Raw genomic sequence first — 16,244 nt, forward strand, 5'->3', positions numbered from 1 at the left:
CTCAGATCTCCTTGACGAGCATGAGGAAGGCCGAGCCGAAGCGCGCGTTCGCGGCGCGCGCGGCAGCGCGGTTGACGGTGATCTGCACGCGCGCGCCGCTGCCGATCCCGACGACGCAACGCGCCGCCTGGACGCAGGCGTCATCCGAGGTGATCGTCACCACCGAGCTGCGCGCGGCAGCCGCGGCGATCGCGCCCTGATCCTCGCGCGTCCCCGCGGTGACGAAGGCGACGCGATAGCCGGTCAGCGAGTCCAGCGCGGTCACCGGCACCCGCCTGGTGCGAAGCGTCGCCTTGCCCGCGATGGCGCCACCGCCGAGCGCGCGCTCGATCGCCGCGGCGTCGGCGAGCGAGGCGGCATTGCCCGGCGCCACCACGATCGCGGCGGGCATGATGCCGCTCGGCGGCGGTTGCAGGAACGACACCACCCGCACCGCGATCGGTACGTTCAATTCCGCCTGCAGCGGCAGCGGCGCCACGACGCTGCCCGCCACCACCGCCGCCCCGATCAATTCTCTCACGTGACCTAACCCCAAAAGCTGGGGCGGACCTAGGCGGGCCGGGTCACCATATGATTAACGGCGCGGTGAGGATGCGCCGGGGCGCTGGAACCGCAGATTGCGCCGGCGCGCTCGTGGCGCCAGCGCCGCGTCCCGTCGCGCGTGTCGTACAGGCCGGCGACCACGTCATGCCACACCGCGACCAGCGCCGCGTCGACGGCGCCGTAGCGGGCGGCGAGATAGCGCGTCAGTCAGGCGGGCACGTCCAGCGCGTCGCGGCGGTAAAACCAGGCGGTCGCACAGGCGAAGTCGTCGCCCGGGAGGCCCTCGCTGTTCAATCCCTCGACCGTCGACGGTGATCGCCTCGGTCGAGCGGTGGTGCTTGAGCGCCATCGTCATGAACGCGAGCGCTGCTCTCTTGTCGCATGTTCGGGCGACGTAGCTCGCGCGAACCTCACCCTCGTGGCCGCGTACAGCGCGCTCCTCTGACCGCTTATACGTCCGATGACGTATCACGTCCGCCTCCCTTTTTCGTCACTATTGCCAGAGGTTGACGGCGCGAGGACGAGATGGACGGGGTTCGAGTCGGCAAAAGGGTGATCGGCGCGCAGTCGCCCGTGACGGTGGGTTGGGAGAACATTCCCAAGGTCGAGGGCGGGCCGATGCGCCTTTTCTTCTTCACCTGGTTCCAGCCGACGATGCTCTTCGCGCTGATCGCCTTCTGGTATTATGCGCCCAATTCGATCGCCAAGGCCTCCACCGCGGTCGGCATCGGCATTGCCTTCAAGATCCTGCTGCTCGGGCTCGAATGGCTCGCGCCGCGGCACGAGAGCTGGCGGCTGACGTGGAAGGAGCTGACCGTCGACCTCTTCTACGTCAGCCTCGGCTATACCGTGCTGCGCCTGATCGAGGGCTTCATCGGCAGCGACGCGGTGATCGAGGCGGTGCAGACCTCGTTCGACTGGCAGAAGCTCGCCTGGTTCATCGGCCTGCCGCTGCTGCTGCAGGCGTTCCTCATCTCGTTCGTGTTCGACTTCGGCCAATATTGGATGCATCGCGGCATGCACAATTGGTACCCCTTGTGGGTGACGCACGCGCCGCATCACTATATCACCCAGCTCAACGTCAACAAGGGCGCGGTCGGCAACCCGGTCGAGCTCTTCCTCATCGGTCTGGGGATCGGCGGCCTGTTCGACTTCCTGCCGCGCGCGGCGCTGCTCGCCGGCAGCCTGGGTCTGGCGGTTGGCACGTACCAGCATATCAACGTGCGCTTCAACTCGCCGCGCTGGTGGCGCTTCCTCTTCAACACCACGGAGCATCACAGCGTCCATCACTCGCGCGACTTCGAGGCGAGCCGCAGCAACTATGCCAGCACCTGGGTGGTCATCGACCGGATGTTCGGCACCTGCGTCGACGGCGAGGCCGAGCTGCTCGGCATGGAGGGTGGACGACCGATGTCGATCCGCGAGACCATGGTGTATCCCTTCGCGGACGGCTGGCGGACGCTGAAGGAGCGGCTCGGGCGGCGCTCGGTGATGCCGGCGGAATGACGCCGGCACCGCGACCGCGATCGAAGGAACAGCGATGAACCACCGCCTGGTACAATGGATCTGGCACGTGAAGGGAAGCCTGGCGCTTCCCCCCGGGCAGACGAGCGACGAGGCCTTCGCGCGCCTCGACCCGCTGTTCCGCGAGACGGGCACGACGCGACAGCGCGACGGCAGTCGATTACGCTTTCGCAAGCGCGATCAGGCGGCGCAGGACCGCATGGCGGTGTTCGACGGCGGCGAGCTGCGGGTCGAGCGCGGCGTCGGGGCGCCGGTGCTGCGCTATCATCTGACCAGCCGGGCGCTGCTGTTCTGCTTCCTCGCGCCGCTGATGTTCCTCGCCGTCGCGCGGCTCACCGTGATCGTCGGCGAGTATAACAAGCCGACGCCCGCCGAGATCGCGGCGAAAGAGAAGCGGGAAGAGGCGAAGGCGGCGCTGCCGATGAGCCCGATCGACGCGTTCCTCGGCGCACCCGCGCCAGAGAAGCCGAAGAAGAAGGATCCGAAGAGCAAGGACGACGACGACAAGCCCCGACCGACGGCGGCCTATGTCTTCGCCGGCATCTTCTCGGTGCTCTACCTGGTCGGCCGGATCGGACAGGCGCGCCTCGTCAGACGGCTGTTCACGACGCGCCTGTCCGCGCACTGAGGCCTGCTCCGCCACGTCTGGACTGTCCGCCTGCTCCGGCGACCAACGCGTCACCCCGGGCTCGACCCGGCAGCCATGGGCCAGCGTACGCCTAGACCGTCGCTCTCGCGGCACCATGGATTCCGGCTCACGGCTGAATGACCTCGGCCGCGCTGGTGTCGCGAACGCGGAGCCGAAAAGCAATCTGGGGTACCGCTCTGCACTTCCGCGTTCGCCGGAGTACGGTTCGGCTAGGATGGATCAGCTACTCGAGCGCGGTGCCGGTCGGCCGCAGGCCTTGCTCACCGCGACCGCGTTGCGCCCAAGTCGCTCGCCCGTAAGATAAGCCGCGCGGACGAACGGGAGCAAGGTGTTGGTGGATCGTGGAGCGGTGCTGGACAAGCATTTCGCCAGCCGTGTCGACTGGAACCTGCTGCGCACCTTCGTCGAGATCGTCCGTGCCGGCGGCATCGGTGCCGCGGCGCGCAAGTTGCACAAGCAGCAGCCCAGTATCAGCGCGGCGTTGAAGCGACTGGAGGAGCAGGTCGGAGTCCAGCTGCTCGAGCGCTCACCTACGGGCATCAAGACCACCGCGGCGGGCACCGCGCTGCTCGGCCTGTGCGAGGAGATGCTGGAGACCGCGCGCATGGTGCCGCACCAGGTCGCGCAGGCGACGCGGCGGGTCGAGGGCGCGGTGCGGATCCAGCTGATCTCGGCGGTCACGTCGCCCGAGTTCGACGAGTCGATCGCCAGCTTCCACCGCCGCAACCCGCACATCCACATCGAGCTGCGCGTGTCGCCGTGGCGCGCGGTGCTCGACGCGCTCGAGCAGGGCGAGGCCGAGATCGGCGTCGGCTATGACAGCAACGTGCGCGGCGGCCTGCTCTACGAGCCGCTCTTCGTGGAGCGCCAGCAGCTCTATTGCGCGCGCAGCCATCCGCTGTTCGGCCACCGCGTCGAGCGGCTCGGCGAGCTCAAGGACGAGGGCTTCGTGCTCACCGGCGAGGACGAGCTCGACACCGTCACGCGACTGCGCCGCCGCTACCGGCTCGGCGCGCGGGCGACCGGCCGCGCCGAGGACATCAACGAGGCCAAGCGACTGATCACGCTGGGAGTCGGCATCGGCTTCCTGCCAGTCATGGCGGCGCGGCAGGCGGTCGAGCAGCGCCAGCTCTGGCCGTTGCTCCACCCCGACATGGAGCCGTTCTACGACATCTTCCTGCTCGCCCGCGCCGAGGGAACGCGCGACACCCCGACGCAGCTATTCCTCGACGAGGTGCTGCGGCGCCGCCGCGCGCAGCACCGGTCATAGATGGGATTGATGGCTTTCATCATCATTTTCGATCTTCATCGATGAGTGGCCGGTAGGCAATTTGCCCCTGACGATGCCGCACGGGCTCGCCGCCGCTGTCTTGTTCTCACGGGATCAGCGCGAGAGCGACCGCAGCGGGGATGACGGGGGTTGGCGAATGGCAGCACGACGATGGTTCAGCGGCGCAGCGGCGGTCGCGCTCTCCCTCGCGCTGACTGCCTGTGGCAGTGGGCCGGCCGGATCGGGCAGCGAGGCCGCGGGAGCGGCGAAGAAGGACTTCACCATCGGCTGGTCGATCTACACCGGCTGGATGCCGTGGCCGTACGCACAACAAGCCGGGATCGTGAAGAAATGGGCCGACAAATACGGCATCAACATCCGCTTGGTGCAGGTCAACGACTACGTCGAGTCCGTGAACCAATATGCCGCGGGCAAGCTCGACGGCGTGGTCTCGACCACCATGGACGCGCTGACCATTCCGGCCGCCGGCGGTCGCGACACCACCGTGCTGCTGATCGGTGACTATTCCGACGGCAACGACGGCGTCGTGCTCAAGAACGCGCGCTCGATGGCGGACATCAAGGGTCGCTCGGTCAAGCTGGTCGAGCTGTCGGTGTCGCACTTCCTGCTCGCGCGCGGCCTCGAGCAGAGCGGGATGTCGCTCTCGGACGTGAAGACGGTGAACACCGGCGATGCGGACATCGTCGGGGCGTTCGCCTCTCCTAGCGTCGACGCGGTCGCCACGTGGAACCCGCAGCTCGCCACCATCCGCGCGACCAAGGGCGCCACCGAGGTGTTCGACAGCTCGAAGATCCCCAACGAGATCCTCGACACGCTCAACGTCAGCACCGACACGCTGCGTGCCAACCCGAACCTGGGCAAGGCACTGGCCGGCATCTGGTACGAGACGATGGCGATCATGACGCGCGACGACGCGGCGGGCCGCGCCGCGCGCGCCGCGATGGCCAAGGCGGCTGGCACCACGCCGCAGAGCTTCGACGACCAGCTCAAGACCACGCACCTCTACGCGCGCCCGCAGGACGCCGCGGCCTACGCCGCCAACCCCGACCTCGTCACCGTGACCGACCGTGTGCGCCAGTTCAGCTTCGCCCACGGGCTGTTCGGGCCGAGCGCCAAGTCCGTGGACGCGATCGGGATCAGCTTCGCCGGCGGCAAGTCGCTCGGTGATCCGAAGAACGTGAAGCTACGGTTCGATCCCAGCTACATGAAGATGGCGGCGGACGGGAAGCTGTAGCCGCGCAGGCAGAAGATCGAGCGACGAACGCCGGACCAGAGGGTCGCGGCGATCGAGGAACCATGCCCGCGATGAACGTGGGCAGTGTCAGGAACGAGATGAGCATCAGACTCGATCACAGCAACGGATCAGGCGACGGGCGGCGGACCTTCGCGCCCACGGCGGCCCGCGCGTGACCCGTCTTGTCGACCTGCGCCCGCGACGCGGCGCGCGGCTGCTGCTCGGGGCGGTGCCGATCGTGGCGCTGCTGCTCGTCTATCTGGTCGCCTCGCAGGCACGCCACGCCGTCAACCCGGCGGACAAGCTGCTGCCCACCTTCTCCGCCATGGCGCAGGCGATCCACGGCTTCAGCACCGACCGCGACCCCGCCAGCGACCGCATCGTCGTCGTCGCCGACACGCTGGCGAGCCTGTACCGGCTCGGCCTCGGCCTCGCCATCGCCACCGGCAGCGCGCTGGTGCTGGGGCTGCTGCTCGGCGTGGTCCCGCTCGCGCGCGCGCTGCTCGGCCCGGTGATCGCGATCATCGCGGTGATCCCGCCGGTGGCGGTGCTGCCGATCCTGTTCATCGTGCTCGGGCTGGACGAGGCGTCGAAGATCGCGCTGATCGCGATCGGTGTCGCCCCCTTCATGACGCGCGACCTCACCGGCTTCGTCACGGCGCTGCCGGCCGAGCAGATCGCCAAGGCGCAGACGCTCGGCGCCAACAGCTGGCAGCTCGCGCTGCGGGTGGCGCTGCCGCAGCTGATGCCGCGGCTGATCGAGGCGCTGCGGCTGTCGCTGGGGCCGGCCTGGGTGTTCCTGATCGCGGCCGAGGCGGTCGCCGCCGACGTCGGGCTCGGCTACCGCATCTTCCTGGTCCGGCGCTACTTCGCAATGGACATCATCCTCCCCTACGTCGCCTGGATCTCGCTGCTCGCGATCGCCGCGGACGCGCTGCTGCTGCTGGTGAGCCGCCGCGCCTTCCCCTGGGCACACGGGGGTGGTCGATGAGCGCGCTGGTCGAGCTCCGCAATGTCTGGGTCGAGTATGGCGACAGGATCGTGCTCGAGCGCGTCTCGCTCGAGCTCGCCGCGGGCAGCTTCGTCGCGGTGGTCGGCCCCTCGGGCGCGGGCAAGAGCACGTTCCTCCGCCTGATCCTCGGCCAGGAGGCGCCGACGCGCGGCCAGGTGCTGCTCGGCGGCACCCCGATGCGCGCCGAATGCGGGCCGGACCGCGGCGTGGTGTTCCAGCGCTACTCGGTGTTCCCGCACCTCACCGCGCTGCAGAACGTGCTGTTCGGCATCGAGTGCGCCAGCGCGCCGCTGACCGCGCGGCTGTTCGGCGCGCGCCGCCGCGCCGCGCGCGACACTGCCGCCGCGATGCTCGCCGCGGTCGGGCTCGAGCATAGCCTCCACGTCTATCCCGCGCAGATGTCCGGCGGCATGCAGCAGCGGCTGGCGATCGCGCAGGCGCTGGTAAAGCACCCGCGCGTGCTGCTGCTCGACGAGCCGTTCGGTGCGCTCGACCCCGGCATCCGGCTCGACATGCACGCGCTGATCACGCGGCTGTGGCAGGAACACGGCCTGACCATCCTGATGGTCACGCACGACATCGGCGAGGCGTTCAAGCTCGGCACGCGCGTGCTCGCGTTCGACAAGCGCCGCCACGACCCGCACGCGCCGCACCGCTACGGCGCCACCGTCACCTACGACCTGTCGCTCGACCGCAAGACCCTGCCGCCGCCGGCGCTGGTCGAGGCGCTCGGCGGCGACGACCTTCCGCAGAGAGACTTGGCATGACGACCAGCACCGCCGATCCCGCCGGCGCCCGCGACCACGCCCGCGCCATGGCGGGCACCCGCGTCGAGGCCATGCCCACGCTCCCCGCCGCGGCCGACGACGCACCCGGGGGCGTGGTGTGGGAGGAGACGATCGCGCCGGGCGGCTATGCGGCGCGGCGGCTGGCGCGCGGCACGCGGCTGCGGCTGGTCGATGTCGCGGGCGACGCCTGCGCCGCGATGCTGCTGTTCAACGCCGACATGCCGACCGAGCGGCTCAACGTCGCCGACACGCTCAAGGTGCAGTGGAACGGCTATCTCGGCGCGGGGCGGCTGCTGCTCTCCGACCTCGGTCGCGTGATGATGACGATCCTGGAGGATGAGGCGGGCACGCACGACGCCTTCTGCGGGGCCTCGACGGCGGCCTCGAACGCGCGCGCCTATGGCGACGGCGCCAACTACGGCCCCAACCCCAACGCGCGCGATCGCTTGATGCTCGCGGCCGCCAAGCACGGCCTGGGCCGCAAGGACGTCCATCCCTGCGTCACCTGGTTCAAGGGCGTCCGCGTCGCGGCGGACGGTGCGACCGAGCCGCAGGTCGGCCCCTTCGCGCCCGGGCGCACGCTGCTGCTGCGCGCCGAGATGGAGGTGATCGTCGTGCTCGCCAACTGCCCGCACGTGCTCGACTCGCGCGCCGACTACACCGTCACCCCGCTGCGCGCGACCGCGTGGCGCGGCGCGCCCGCCGCCGCGGACGACCCGTTCCGCCTGGCGACGCCCGAGGGTGAGCGCGCCTTTCTCAACACCGACGACCTCTATGCGCGCTGAAGGGAGCGACATGAGCCTTGACCTTCCCCTCCCCGGCCCGCTCCGCCACGACGAGGTGGTGCCCGCACGCGCGCCGTGGATGCACCGCGTCGATGCCGGCGAGACGCTGCGTATCATCGATCTCGAGGGCAATCAGGCGGTCGACTTCCTGATGTACGCCGCGGACGACGACGCCGAGCGCTACAGCGCGCAGGACACGATCGCGGCGCAGCGCAACATCTTCCTGCGCGAGGGCGCGGTGCTGCTGTCCAACGAGGGGCGCGCGATGATGACGATCACCGCCACCAGCGTCGCCTATCACGACACGATCGGCGGCGCCTGCTCGTGCGAGTCGAACACGCTGCGCTACGGCCACCACACCAAGGCGCAGCACAGCTGCGTCGACAATTTCCTCGACGCCAACGGCCGCGCCGGCCGCGGCAAGCGCGACATGGTGTCGAACATCAACTTCTTCATGAACGTGCCGGTCGAGGCCGACGGGACGCTCGGGATCGTCGACGGCATCTCCGCGCCGGGGCTCACGGTGGAGCTGCGCGCCGAGATGGACGTGATCGTCGTCGTCTCCAACTGCCCGCAGATCAACAATCCCTGCAACGGCTTCCATCCCACGCCGGTGCGCATGCAGGTGATCGGCTGATGTTCGCCAAGGTCCTGATCGCGAACCGCGGCGCGATCGCCTGCCGCATCATCCGCACGCTGAGAGAGATGGGCGTCGGCTCGGTCGCGGTGTTCAGCGACGCCGACGCGGGGTCGGCGCATGTCGCACAGGCCGACGAGGCGGTCCGCATCGGCCCCGCCCCCGCGGCCGAGAGCTATCTCGACGTCGAGTCGATCCTCGCCGCGGCGGAGGCGACCGGCGCCGAGGCGATCCACCCCGGCTACGGCTTCCTCTCGGAGAACACCGCCTTCGCCGAGGCCTGCGCGGCGCGCGGGATCGTCTTCATCGGCCCGACGCCCGACAATATCCGCGCCTTCGGCCTCAAGCACACCGCGCGCGACCTCGCCGCCGCGCAGGGCGTGCCACTCGCCCCCGGCACCGACCTGCTGCGCGACGAGGCCGCCGCGCTCGCCGCGGCGGAGCGCATCGGCTATCCGGTGATCCTCAAGGCGACCGCGGGGGGCGGCGGCATCGGCATGAAGGTGTGCGCCGACGCCGCCGACGTGCGCGACGGCTTCGCCACGGTGGCGCGGCTCGGCGCGGGCAATTTCGGCGACGGCGGCGTCTTCCTCGAACGCTATGTCGCGCGCGCGCGCCACATCGAGGTGCAGGTGTTCGGCGACGGCGCGGGCCATGTCGTCGCGCTCGGCGAGCGCGACTGCTCGCTCCAGCGCCGCAACCAGAAGGTGGTGGAGGAGACGCCCGCCCCGCTGCTCCCGCCCGCGACGCGGCAGGCGCTGATCGATGCCGCGGTGCGGCTCACCGCCGCCGCGTCCTATCGCTCGGCCGGCACGGTCGAGTTCCTCTACGACGCCGAGCGCGACGATTTCTTCTTCCTCGAGGTCAACACCCGGCTGCAGGTCGAGCACGGCGTCACCGAGCAGGTGACCGGCGTCGACCTGGTCGAGTGGATGGTGCGCGGTGCGGCGGGCGACTTCGGCTCCCTCCATGGCTTCGTCGCGGCGCCGCGGGGCGCCTCGATCCAGGTCCGCCTCTACGCCGAGGACCCGGCGCAGGACTATCGCCCGAGCTCGGGCCGGCTCGTCGGCGTTACTTTTCCGGAGGGGCCACGCGTCGACACCTGGGTCGTGGCGGGGACGGAAGTGTCCGCCTGGTACGACCCGATGCTGGCCAAGCTGATCGTCACCGCGCCGACGCGCGAGGCGGCGGTCGCTGCGATGCAGGAGGCGCTCGACCGCACCGACATCGCCGGGATCGAGACCAACCTCGACTGGCTGCGCACGGTCGTCCGCTCCGACGTCTTCACCAGCGGCGCGGTGTCGACGCGCGCGCTCGCCGACATCGCCTACACGCCGCGCACGATCCGCGTGCTCGCGGGAGGCGCCTCGACGACGGTGCAGGACTATCCCGGCCGCCTCCACCTGTGGCACGTCGGGGTGCCACCCTCGGGTCCGATGGACTCGCTCGCCTTCCGCCTCGGCAACCGGCTGGTCGGCAACGCCGACGACGCCGCCGGGCTGGAGATCACCGCGGCCGGGCCGACGCTGCTGTTCAACGCAGCGGCGCGCGTCTGCCTGACCGGCGCCGACTTCGGCGCGACGCTCGATGGCGTGCCGCTCGGCTGCTACGCGCCCGTCGACGTCGCCGCGGGGCAGACGCTCAAGATCGGCCGGGTCACCGGTGCGGGGATGCGCGGCTATATCCTCGTCGCGGGCGGGCTCGACGTGCCATTGTTCCTCGGCAGCCGCAGCGCCTTCACGCTCGGCGAGTTCGGCGGCCACGCGGGGCGCGCGGTGATGACCGGCGACACGCTCCACCTGTCGCGGACCCCGGCCGAACTGGCGCACGCGGGCGCGCTCGCCCCCGCCGACTGCCCCGCGATCACGCGCGACTGGACGCTGCGCGTGCTTTACGGCCCGCATGGCGCGCCCGACTTCTTTACCCCCGGCGACATCGCGATGCTGCGCGAGACGGCGTGGAAGGTGCATTACAACTCCAACCGCACCGGCGTCCGCCTGCTCGGCCCTAAGCCCGAGTGGGCGCGCACCGACGGCGGCGAGGCGGGGCTCCACCCCTCCAACATCCACGACAACGCCTATGCGATCGGCGCGGTGGACTTCACCGGCGACATGCCGATCATTCTCGGGCCGGACGGGCCATCGCTCGGCGGGTTCGTCTGCCCCTTCGTCGTGGCGCAGGCCGACCTGTGGAAGGTCGGTCAGCTCGCCCCGGGCGACAGCGTGCGCTTCGCGCCGATCGACGAGGCCAGCGCCGCCGCCGCCGAGCGCGCGCAGGATCAGCTGGTGGCCACGCTCGCCGGCGCCGCGAGCGAGCCCGCAGCGCGCGACGACGCGCTCGGCTCGCCGGTGCTGCACCGGATCGCGGCGGAGGGCGTGCGCCCGGCGGTGACCTATCGACAGCAGGGCGACCGCAACCTGCTGGTCGAGTACGGCCCGATCACGCTCGACCTCGAGCTGCGCCTGCGCGTCCACGCGCTGATGCTCGAGGTCGAGCGGAGCGGTCTGCCAGGCATCATCGACGTGACGCCGGGGATCCGCTCGCTCCAGCTCCATTATGACAGCCGGCTGCTGTCGCAGGCGGCGCTGCTCGACGCGCTGGTCGCGGCGGAGGAGCGGCTCGGCGGGCTCGACGATTTCGAGATCCCCTCGCGCGTCGTCCACCTGCCGCTGTCGTGGCAGGACCCTGCGATCTGCCAGACGATCGACAAATACATGGAGTCGGTGCGCGACGACGCGCCCTGGTGCCCCGACAACATCGAGTTCATCCGCCGCGTCAACGGGCTGGACAGCATCGACGAGGTCAAGCGGATCGTCTTCGACGCCGACTATCTCGTCATGGGGCTGGGCGACGTCTATCTGGGCGCACCGGTCGCGACCCCGATCGACCCGCGCCACCGCCTCGTCACCACCAAATACAATCCCGCGCGGACCTGGACCCCGCCCAACGTGGTCGGGATCGGCGGCGCCTATATGTGCATCTACGGCATGGAGGGGCCGGGCGGCTATCAGCTGTTCGGCCGCACCATCCAGGTGTGGAACGCGTGGCGGCAGACCGACGCCTTCCGCGACGGCAAGCCCTGGCTGCTGCGCTTCTTCGACCGTGTGCGCTTCTTCCCCGTCAGCCACGACGAGTTGACCGAGTGGCGGCGCGACTTCCCGCTCGGCCGGCGCGCGATCCGGATCGAGGAGGAGGTGTTCCGCCTCGCCGACTATCGCGCCTTTCTCGCCGACAACGCCGAGACGATTCAGGCCTTCCAGGCGCGGCGCCAGGCCGCCTTCGACGCGGAGCGCGCCGCCTGGGAGCGCGACGGCGAGTTCGACCGCGTCGCCGCGCTGACCGAGGAGGCCGACTCCGCCGCGAGCGACACCGAGATCGTGCTGCCCGAAGGCTGCGAGATGGTGGAGGCGCCGTTCGGCGGCAGTTTGTGGAAGCTCCTCGTCGCCGACGGCGCGCGCGTGAGCGCGGGCGACACCATCGCGATCATCGAGGCGATGAAGATGGAATCGGCGGTGATCAGCCCGGTCAGCGGGGTCGTGCGCGGCATCTACGTGCAGGAGAAGCAGGCGCTCTCGCCCGGCCGTGCGATGCTGGCGGTGGAGGTGGCATGAGCGCGCCGCCGTTCCACGTCGCCCCGCTCGCCGCCGCGGTCAACGCGCGCGAGACCAGCGCGGTCGCGGTCGCGCGCGAGGCGCTGGCGCGGATCGCCGCCTATGCCGAGGTGCAGCCCGCGGTGTGGATCACACGGCTGGACGAGGAGGCGGTGCTGCGCGCCGCCGCCGCGGTCGACGCGCGCGTGGCGGCGGGTGAAGGGCTGCCGCTCGCGGGCGTGCCGTTCGCGATCAAGGACAATATCGACCTAGCCGGCGTGCCGACCACCGCCGCCTGCCCCGACTTCGCCTACACGCCCGGTGAGTCCGCCGCCGTAGTCGAGCGCCTGATCGACGCGGGGGCGGTGCCGCTGGGCAAGGCCAACCTCGACCAGTTCGCGACCGGGCTCAACGGCACGCGCAGCCCCTATGGCGCGCCCGCCTGCGTGTTCAATCGCGCCTATGTCAGCGGCGGCTCCAGCTCGGGCTCCGCGGTCGCGGTCGCGGCCGGGCTGGTCGCTTTCGCGCTCGGCACCGACACCGCCGGGTCGGGCCGCGTCCCGGCCGCTTTCAACGGGCTGATCGGGCTCAAGCCGACCAAGGGGCGGTGGAGCACGGCGGGACTGGTGCCCGCCTGCCGCACGCTCGACTGTATCACCGCGCTCACCCACACGATCGCGGACGCGCGGATCGTCGACGCGGTGGTCGCCGGCTTCGACCCGGCTGATCCCTATTCGCGCGGGGGTGAGGAGCGCACGCTCGCGCCGCGCCGCGTCGGCGTGCCGCGACCCGACCAGCGCCTCTTCCTCGGCGACGCCGCGTCGGAGCGATCGTACGAGCGCGCGCTGGCGACGCTCGCCGCGCGGGGCGCCGAGCTGGTCGAGCTCGACATGACGCCGCTGCGCGAGGCGGCCATGCTGCTCTACGGCGGCCCGTGGGTGGCGGAGCGGGTCGCCGCGGCGCTGCCGCTGCTGGACGAGCGCCCCGAGGCGTTCGATCCGACCGTCCGCGCCATCCTGGAAGACGGGCGCCACACCAGCGGCGTGGACGTGTTCCGCGGCCAGTATCGCCTCGCCGAGCTGCAGCGCGCCGCGGGAGAAATGTGGCAGCGCGTCGACCTGCTCGCGCTGCCGACCGCGCCGACGATCTATCGCATCGCGGAGATGCGCGCCGCGCCGGTCGCGCTCAACAGTAACCTCGGACTCTACACCAATTTCGTGAACCTGCTCGACATGGCTGCCTTGGCCGTGCCGGCGGGCTGGCGCGACAATGGCACCGGCTTCGGCGTCACGCTGATCGCGCCGGCGTGGAGCGACACGGGCCTGCTCGACGCCGGGCAGGCCTATCTCGACGCCGCCGCGCTGCCCCCTCCCCCTCCCCTTCACATCGAGGACAGAATGGACACAGTGAAGCTCGCGGTCGTCGGCGCCCATCTCGAGGGCATGCCGCTGCACTGGCAGCTCAGCTCGCGCGACGCGCGGCTGGTCGCCGCCACCACCACCGCGCCCAGCTACCGGCTGTACGCGATCGCGAACAGCACCCCGCCCAAGCCCGCGCTGATCCATGCCGCCGACGGCGCCGCGATCGCGGTCGAGGTGTACGAGCTCGACGTCGCCGCCTTCGGCAGCTTCGTGGTGGAGGTGCCCGCGCCGCTCGCGATCGGCTCGGTGACGCTCGCGGACGGGTCGGTCGTGAAGGGCTTCGTGGCCGAGCCGCGCGCGATCGAGGGCGCGCGCGACATCACCGCGCTGGGCGGCTGGCGCGCGTACATCGACGGCCTCTCCCGCCCGGCCGGGGCGTGACCGCCGCGGCCGACCCCACCGACGGCGCGCCGCTCGACGCCGAGCCCGCCGCGCACGCGCGCGCGTTGGCCGAGCTGCAGCGCGCGCGGGAGTCGGCCGAGGCGGCCAACGAGGCCAAGACGCGCTACCTCGTCGCGGTCAGCCACGAGATCCGCTCGCCGCTCAACGTCATCTACGGCTATGCCCAGCTGCTCGAGCGCGACCACCATCTCTCCGGCGCGGAGGCGGGCACGATCATCCGCCGCTCGGCCGAGCATGTCACCAACCTGGTCGAGGGACTGCTCGAGATCTCGCGGATCGAGAGCGGGGTGCTGACGATCCGGCAGGACCTCGTCGACCTTCGCGCTTTGCTTCAGCACGTCGTCGACATGTTCCGGATGCAGGCGAGTGCCAGGGGACTGACGCTGACGCTCGACGTGCGCGACCGCCTGCCCGATCAGGTCAAGGCGGACGAGAAGCGGCTGCGCCAGATCCTCATCAACCTCGTCTCCAACGCAATCAAATACACGCCCGCCGGTCACGTCACGCTCGCGGTGCGCTATCGCAGCCAGGTCGCCGACATCGAGGTGATCGACACCGGCATCGGCATCCCGCCCGAGGACCTCGAGCGCGTGTTCGAGCCGTTCGATCGCGGCAGCCTAGCGGCGGCGCAGCGCCAGCCCGGGATCGGACTCGGCCTCGCCATCACGCGCGTGCTCGCCCGCGTGCTGGGCGGCGACGTCGCGGTGACCAGCACGCCGGGCATCGGCAGCGTGTTCCGCTTCCGCGCCATGCTGCCCTCGATCGCGACGCCGGCGCGGAGCCGCGGCGCGCGCGGGCGGATCATCGGCTACGAGGGACCGCGTCGCACCGTGCTGGTGATCGACGACGACCCGTCGCAGCGCCACATCCTGCGTGCGCTGCTCGGGGGACTCGACTTCGTGGTTCACGTCGCCGCGGACGGGACAGAGGGCATCGCGCTCGCCGCCGAGGTCACGCCCGACGTCGTCCTGCTCGACATTCAGATGCCGGGACTCAACGGCTGGCAAGTCGCCGAACGGCTGCGCGCGGCGCACGGCGCGCCGCTGCGAATCGTGATGGTCTCGGCCGACGCGCACGCCTTCCGCGCCGGCGGCGACGGGCGCAGCAGCCACGATGCCTTCGTCACCAAGCCGGTCGAGCTGGACACGCTCGTCGCCGTGATCGGCGCGCAGCTCGGCCTGCGCTGGGAGGAGGCCTCGCCGGTCGCGCCGGTCGCTCCGCCGGACGCTCCCGCGCCCCAGACCGGCCTTCCGCCCGAGGCCGCACCGCTGCTCGCGCGCGTGCGGGAACTCACCGAGGTCGGCCATGTGCGCGGCGTCGGGCGCGCGATCGACGATCTCGCCGCCGCGATCCCCGCCGCCGGCACGCTCGCGGCGGTGCTGCGGCGGCAGCTCGGCGACTTCGACCTGCGCGCGCTGCTCGGCACGATCGACGATGCGACGCGCTGACCCGACCGAGTCGCCGCGACCCGTCGTCCTGGTGGTGGACGACACGCCCGAGGCGCTGCGCTTCCTGACCAGCACGCTGGAGGACGCGGGCATGAGCGTGCTGATCGCGATCGACGGTCTCGCCGCGCTCGACCTGCTCAAGCGCGTGACCCCCGACCTGATCCTGATGGACGCTGTGATGCCGCAGCTCGACGGTTTCGAGACGACGCGGCGGATCAAGGGCAACCCCGCTTTCCAGCACCTGCCGATCATCTTCATGACCGGGCTGACCGAGACCGAGCATGTCGTCCGCGCGCTCGACGCCGGTGGCATCGACTACGTCAGCAAGCCGATCGAGCTCGACGAGCTGCTCGCGCGCATCCGCGTCCATCTCGCCACCGCACGGGTGGCACACGGCAGCCAGCTCGCGCTCGACACCAGCGGGCGGCCGGCGCTGGCGGTCGATCGCGCGGGCGAGCCGCAGTGGCTGACCCCCGTCGCCGGCGCGATGCTGGAGCGACTATTCCCCGGCTGGTCGGCGGCGTCGGGCACCCTGCCCGCGCCTTTCGCCGCGGCGCTACGCCAGCTCCAGGCAAGCGCCCCGGCGCCGGGCGCCCGGATCAGCGTGTCCGCCGGCGAGCGCACGCTGGAGGCCGGGCTGCTGCGCTGCACGCCCGCGGCGCAATGGGTGTTCCGCCTGTCCGAGCGGCACGAGGGCGAGGAGAAGACGATCCTGGCCGCGCAGCACGGCCTGACCTCGCGCGAGGCCGAGGTGCTGCTGTGGATCAGCCGCGGCAAGCCGAACCGCGAGGTCAGCGAGATCCTCCAGATCAGCCCGCGCACCGTGAACAAGCATCTCGAGCAGATCTTCGAGAAGATGGGGGTGGAGAATCGCGCGTCGGCGACCGCGATCGCGGTCACCACGCTGACACGATAGGTCG

General features: G+C 70.9%; 13 protein-coding genes. 12 read left to right on the forward strand and 1 reads right to left on the reverse strand.

The genetic code is table 11. The features are described 5' to 3' along the window. Position 1: 1 nt before the first annotated feature. Positions 2-520, reverse strand: coding sequence for a YfiR/HmsC family protein (locus tag FHY02_RS18240; RefSeq protein ID WP_183924887.1), 519 nt, complete (start codon positions 518-520; stop codon positions 2-4). Positions 521-1,068: 548 nt separating this feature from the next. On the opposite strand from FHY02_RS18240, the gene FHY02_RS18245 reads away from it, so the two are divergent. The 12 genes from FHY02_RS18245 (at position 1,069) to FHY02_RS18300 (ending at position 16,240) form a co-directional block, all read left to right on the forward strand. Further along, the gene (locus tag FHY02_RS18245) at positions 1,069-2,049 is read left to right on the forward strand and encodes a sterol desaturase family protein (protein ID WP_183924889.1); all 981 of its coding nucleotides are present in this window, start codon (positions 1,069-1,071) and stop codon (positions 2,047-2,049) included. 34 nt (positions 2,050-2,083) lie between these two features. Next, the gene (locus tag FHY02_RS18250; RefSeq protein ID WP_183924891.1) at positions 2,084-2,695 is read left to right on the forward strand and encodes a hypothetical protein; all 612 of its coding nucleotides are present in this window, start codon (positions 2,084-2,086) and stop codon (positions 2,693-2,695) included. A 352-nt stretch (positions 2,696-3,047) separates the two neighbouring features. Then, a complete protein-coding gene (locus FHY02_RS18255; protein WP_183924893.1) occupies positions 3,048-3,986 on the forward strand; it encodes a LysR family transcriptional regulator in 939 nt (312 codons plus the stop codon). A 157-nt stretch (positions 3,987-4,143) separates the two neighbouring features. Then, complete coding sequence (locus FHY02_RS18260; RefSeq protein WP_183924895.1) at positions 4,144-5,241, forward strand: putative urea ABC transporter substrate-binding protein; 1,098 nt, start codon at positions 4,144-4,146, stop codon at positions 5,239-5,241. Between the two features lie 172 nt (positions 5,242-5,413). After that, positions 5,414-6,232, forward strand: coding sequence for an ABC transporter permease subunit (locus FHY02_RS18265; RefSeq protein WP_183924897.1), 819 nt, complete (start codon positions 5,414-5,416; stop codon positions 6,230-6,232). Then, the gene (locus FHY02_RS18270) at positions 6,229-7,020 is read left to right on the forward strand and encodes an ATP-binding cassette domain-containing protein (RefSeq protein ID WP_183924899.1); all 792 of its coding nucleotides are present in this window, start codon (positions 6,229-6,231) and stop codon (positions 7,018-7,020) included. Before FHY02_RS18265 ends, FHY02_RS18270 begins: the two co-directional genes overlap by 4 nt. Further along, positions 7,017-7,826, forward strand: a complete 810-nt coding sequence (locus tag FHY02_RS18275) for an urea amidolyase associated protein UAAP1 (RefSeq protein WP_183924901.1) — start codon at positions 7,017-7,019, stop codon at positions 7,824-7,826. Before FHY02_RS18270 ends, FHY02_RS18275 begins: the two co-directional genes overlap by 4 nt. A 10-nt stretch (positions 7,827-7,836) precedes the next feature. Then, positions 7,837-8,463: an urea amidolyase associated protein UAAP2 gene (locus FHY02_RS18280; RefSeq protein WP_183924903.1), complete on the forward strand. Its 627-nt coding sequence runs from the start codon at positions 7,837-7,839 to the stop codon at positions 8,461-8,463. Then, on the forward strand, positions 8,463-12,074 hold the full coding sequence (gene uca, locus FHY02_RS18285; RefSeq protein WP_183924905.1) for an urea carboxylase: 3,612 nt from the start codon (positions 8,463-8,465) through the stop codon (positions 12,072-12,074). Before FHY02_RS18280 ends, uca begins: the two co-directional genes overlap by 1 nt. Beyond that, entirely contained in the window at positions 12,071-13,855 is a 1,785-nt protein-coding gene (gene atzF, locus FHY02_RS18290; protein ID WP_183924907.1) for an allophanate hydrolase, read from the forward strand. The genes uca and atzF overlap by 4 nt, the downstream gene beginning before the upstream one ends. Then, positions 13,852-15,324, forward strand: coding sequence for a hybrid sensor histidine kinase/response regulator (locus tag FHY02_RS18295; protein WP_311731879.1), 1,473 nt, complete (start codon positions 13,852-13,854; stop codon positions 15,322-15,324). The genes atzF and FHY02_RS18295 overlap by 4 nt, the downstream gene beginning before the upstream one ends. Further along, complete coding sequence (locus tag FHY02_RS18300; RefSeq protein WP_183924909.1) at positions 15,311-16,240, forward strand: DNA-binding response regulator; 930 nt, start codon at positions 15,311-15,313, stop codon at positions 16,238-16,240. The genes FHY02_RS18295 and FHY02_RS18300 overlap by 14 nt, the downstream gene beginning before the upstream one ends. Positions 16,241-16,244 lie beyond the last annotated feature (4 nt).

This window comes from Sphingomonas sp. BK069, from assembly GCF_014193405.1.
Lineage (GTDB): Bacteria > Pseudomonadota > Alphaproteobacteria > Sphingomonadales > Sphingomonadaceae > Sphingomonas.

Coding starts and splice junctions, on each gene's coding strand:
- FHY02_RS18245 (WP_183924889.1), top strand. CDS start 1,069: ATGGACGGGGTTCGAGTCGGCAAAAGGGTGATCGGCGCGCAGTCGCCC.
- FHY02_RS18250 (WP_183924891.1), top strand. CDS start 2,084: ATGAACCACCGCCTGGTACAATGGATCTGGCACGTGAAGGGAAGCCTG.
- FHY02_RS18260 (WP_183924895.1), top strand. CDS start 4,144: ATGGCAGCACGACGATGGTTCAGCGGCGCAGCGGCGGTCGCGCTCTCC.
- FHY02_RS18270 (WP_183924899.1), top strand. CDS start 6,229: ATGAGCGCGCTGGTCGAGCTCCGCAATGTCTGGGTCGAGTATGGCGAC.
- FHY02_RS18275 (WP_183924901.1), top strand. CDS start 7,017: ATGACGACCAGCACCGCCGATCCCGCCGGCGCCCGCGACCACGCCCGC.
- FHY02_RS18280 (WP_183924903.1), top strand. CDS start 7,837: ATGAGCCTTGACCTTCCCCTCCCCGGCCCGCTCCGCCACGACGAGGTG.
- uca (WP_183924905.1), top strand. CDS start 8,463: ATGTTCGCCAAGGTCCTGATCGCGAACCGCGGCGCGATCGCCTGCCGC.
- atzF (WP_183924907.1), top strand. CDS start 12,071: ATGAGCGCGCCGCCGTTCCACGTCGCCCCGCTCGCCGCCGCGGTCAAC.
- FHY02_RS18300 (WP_183924909.1), top strand. CDS start 15,311: ATGCGACGCGCTGACCCGACCGAGTCGCCGCGACCCGTCGTCCTGGTG.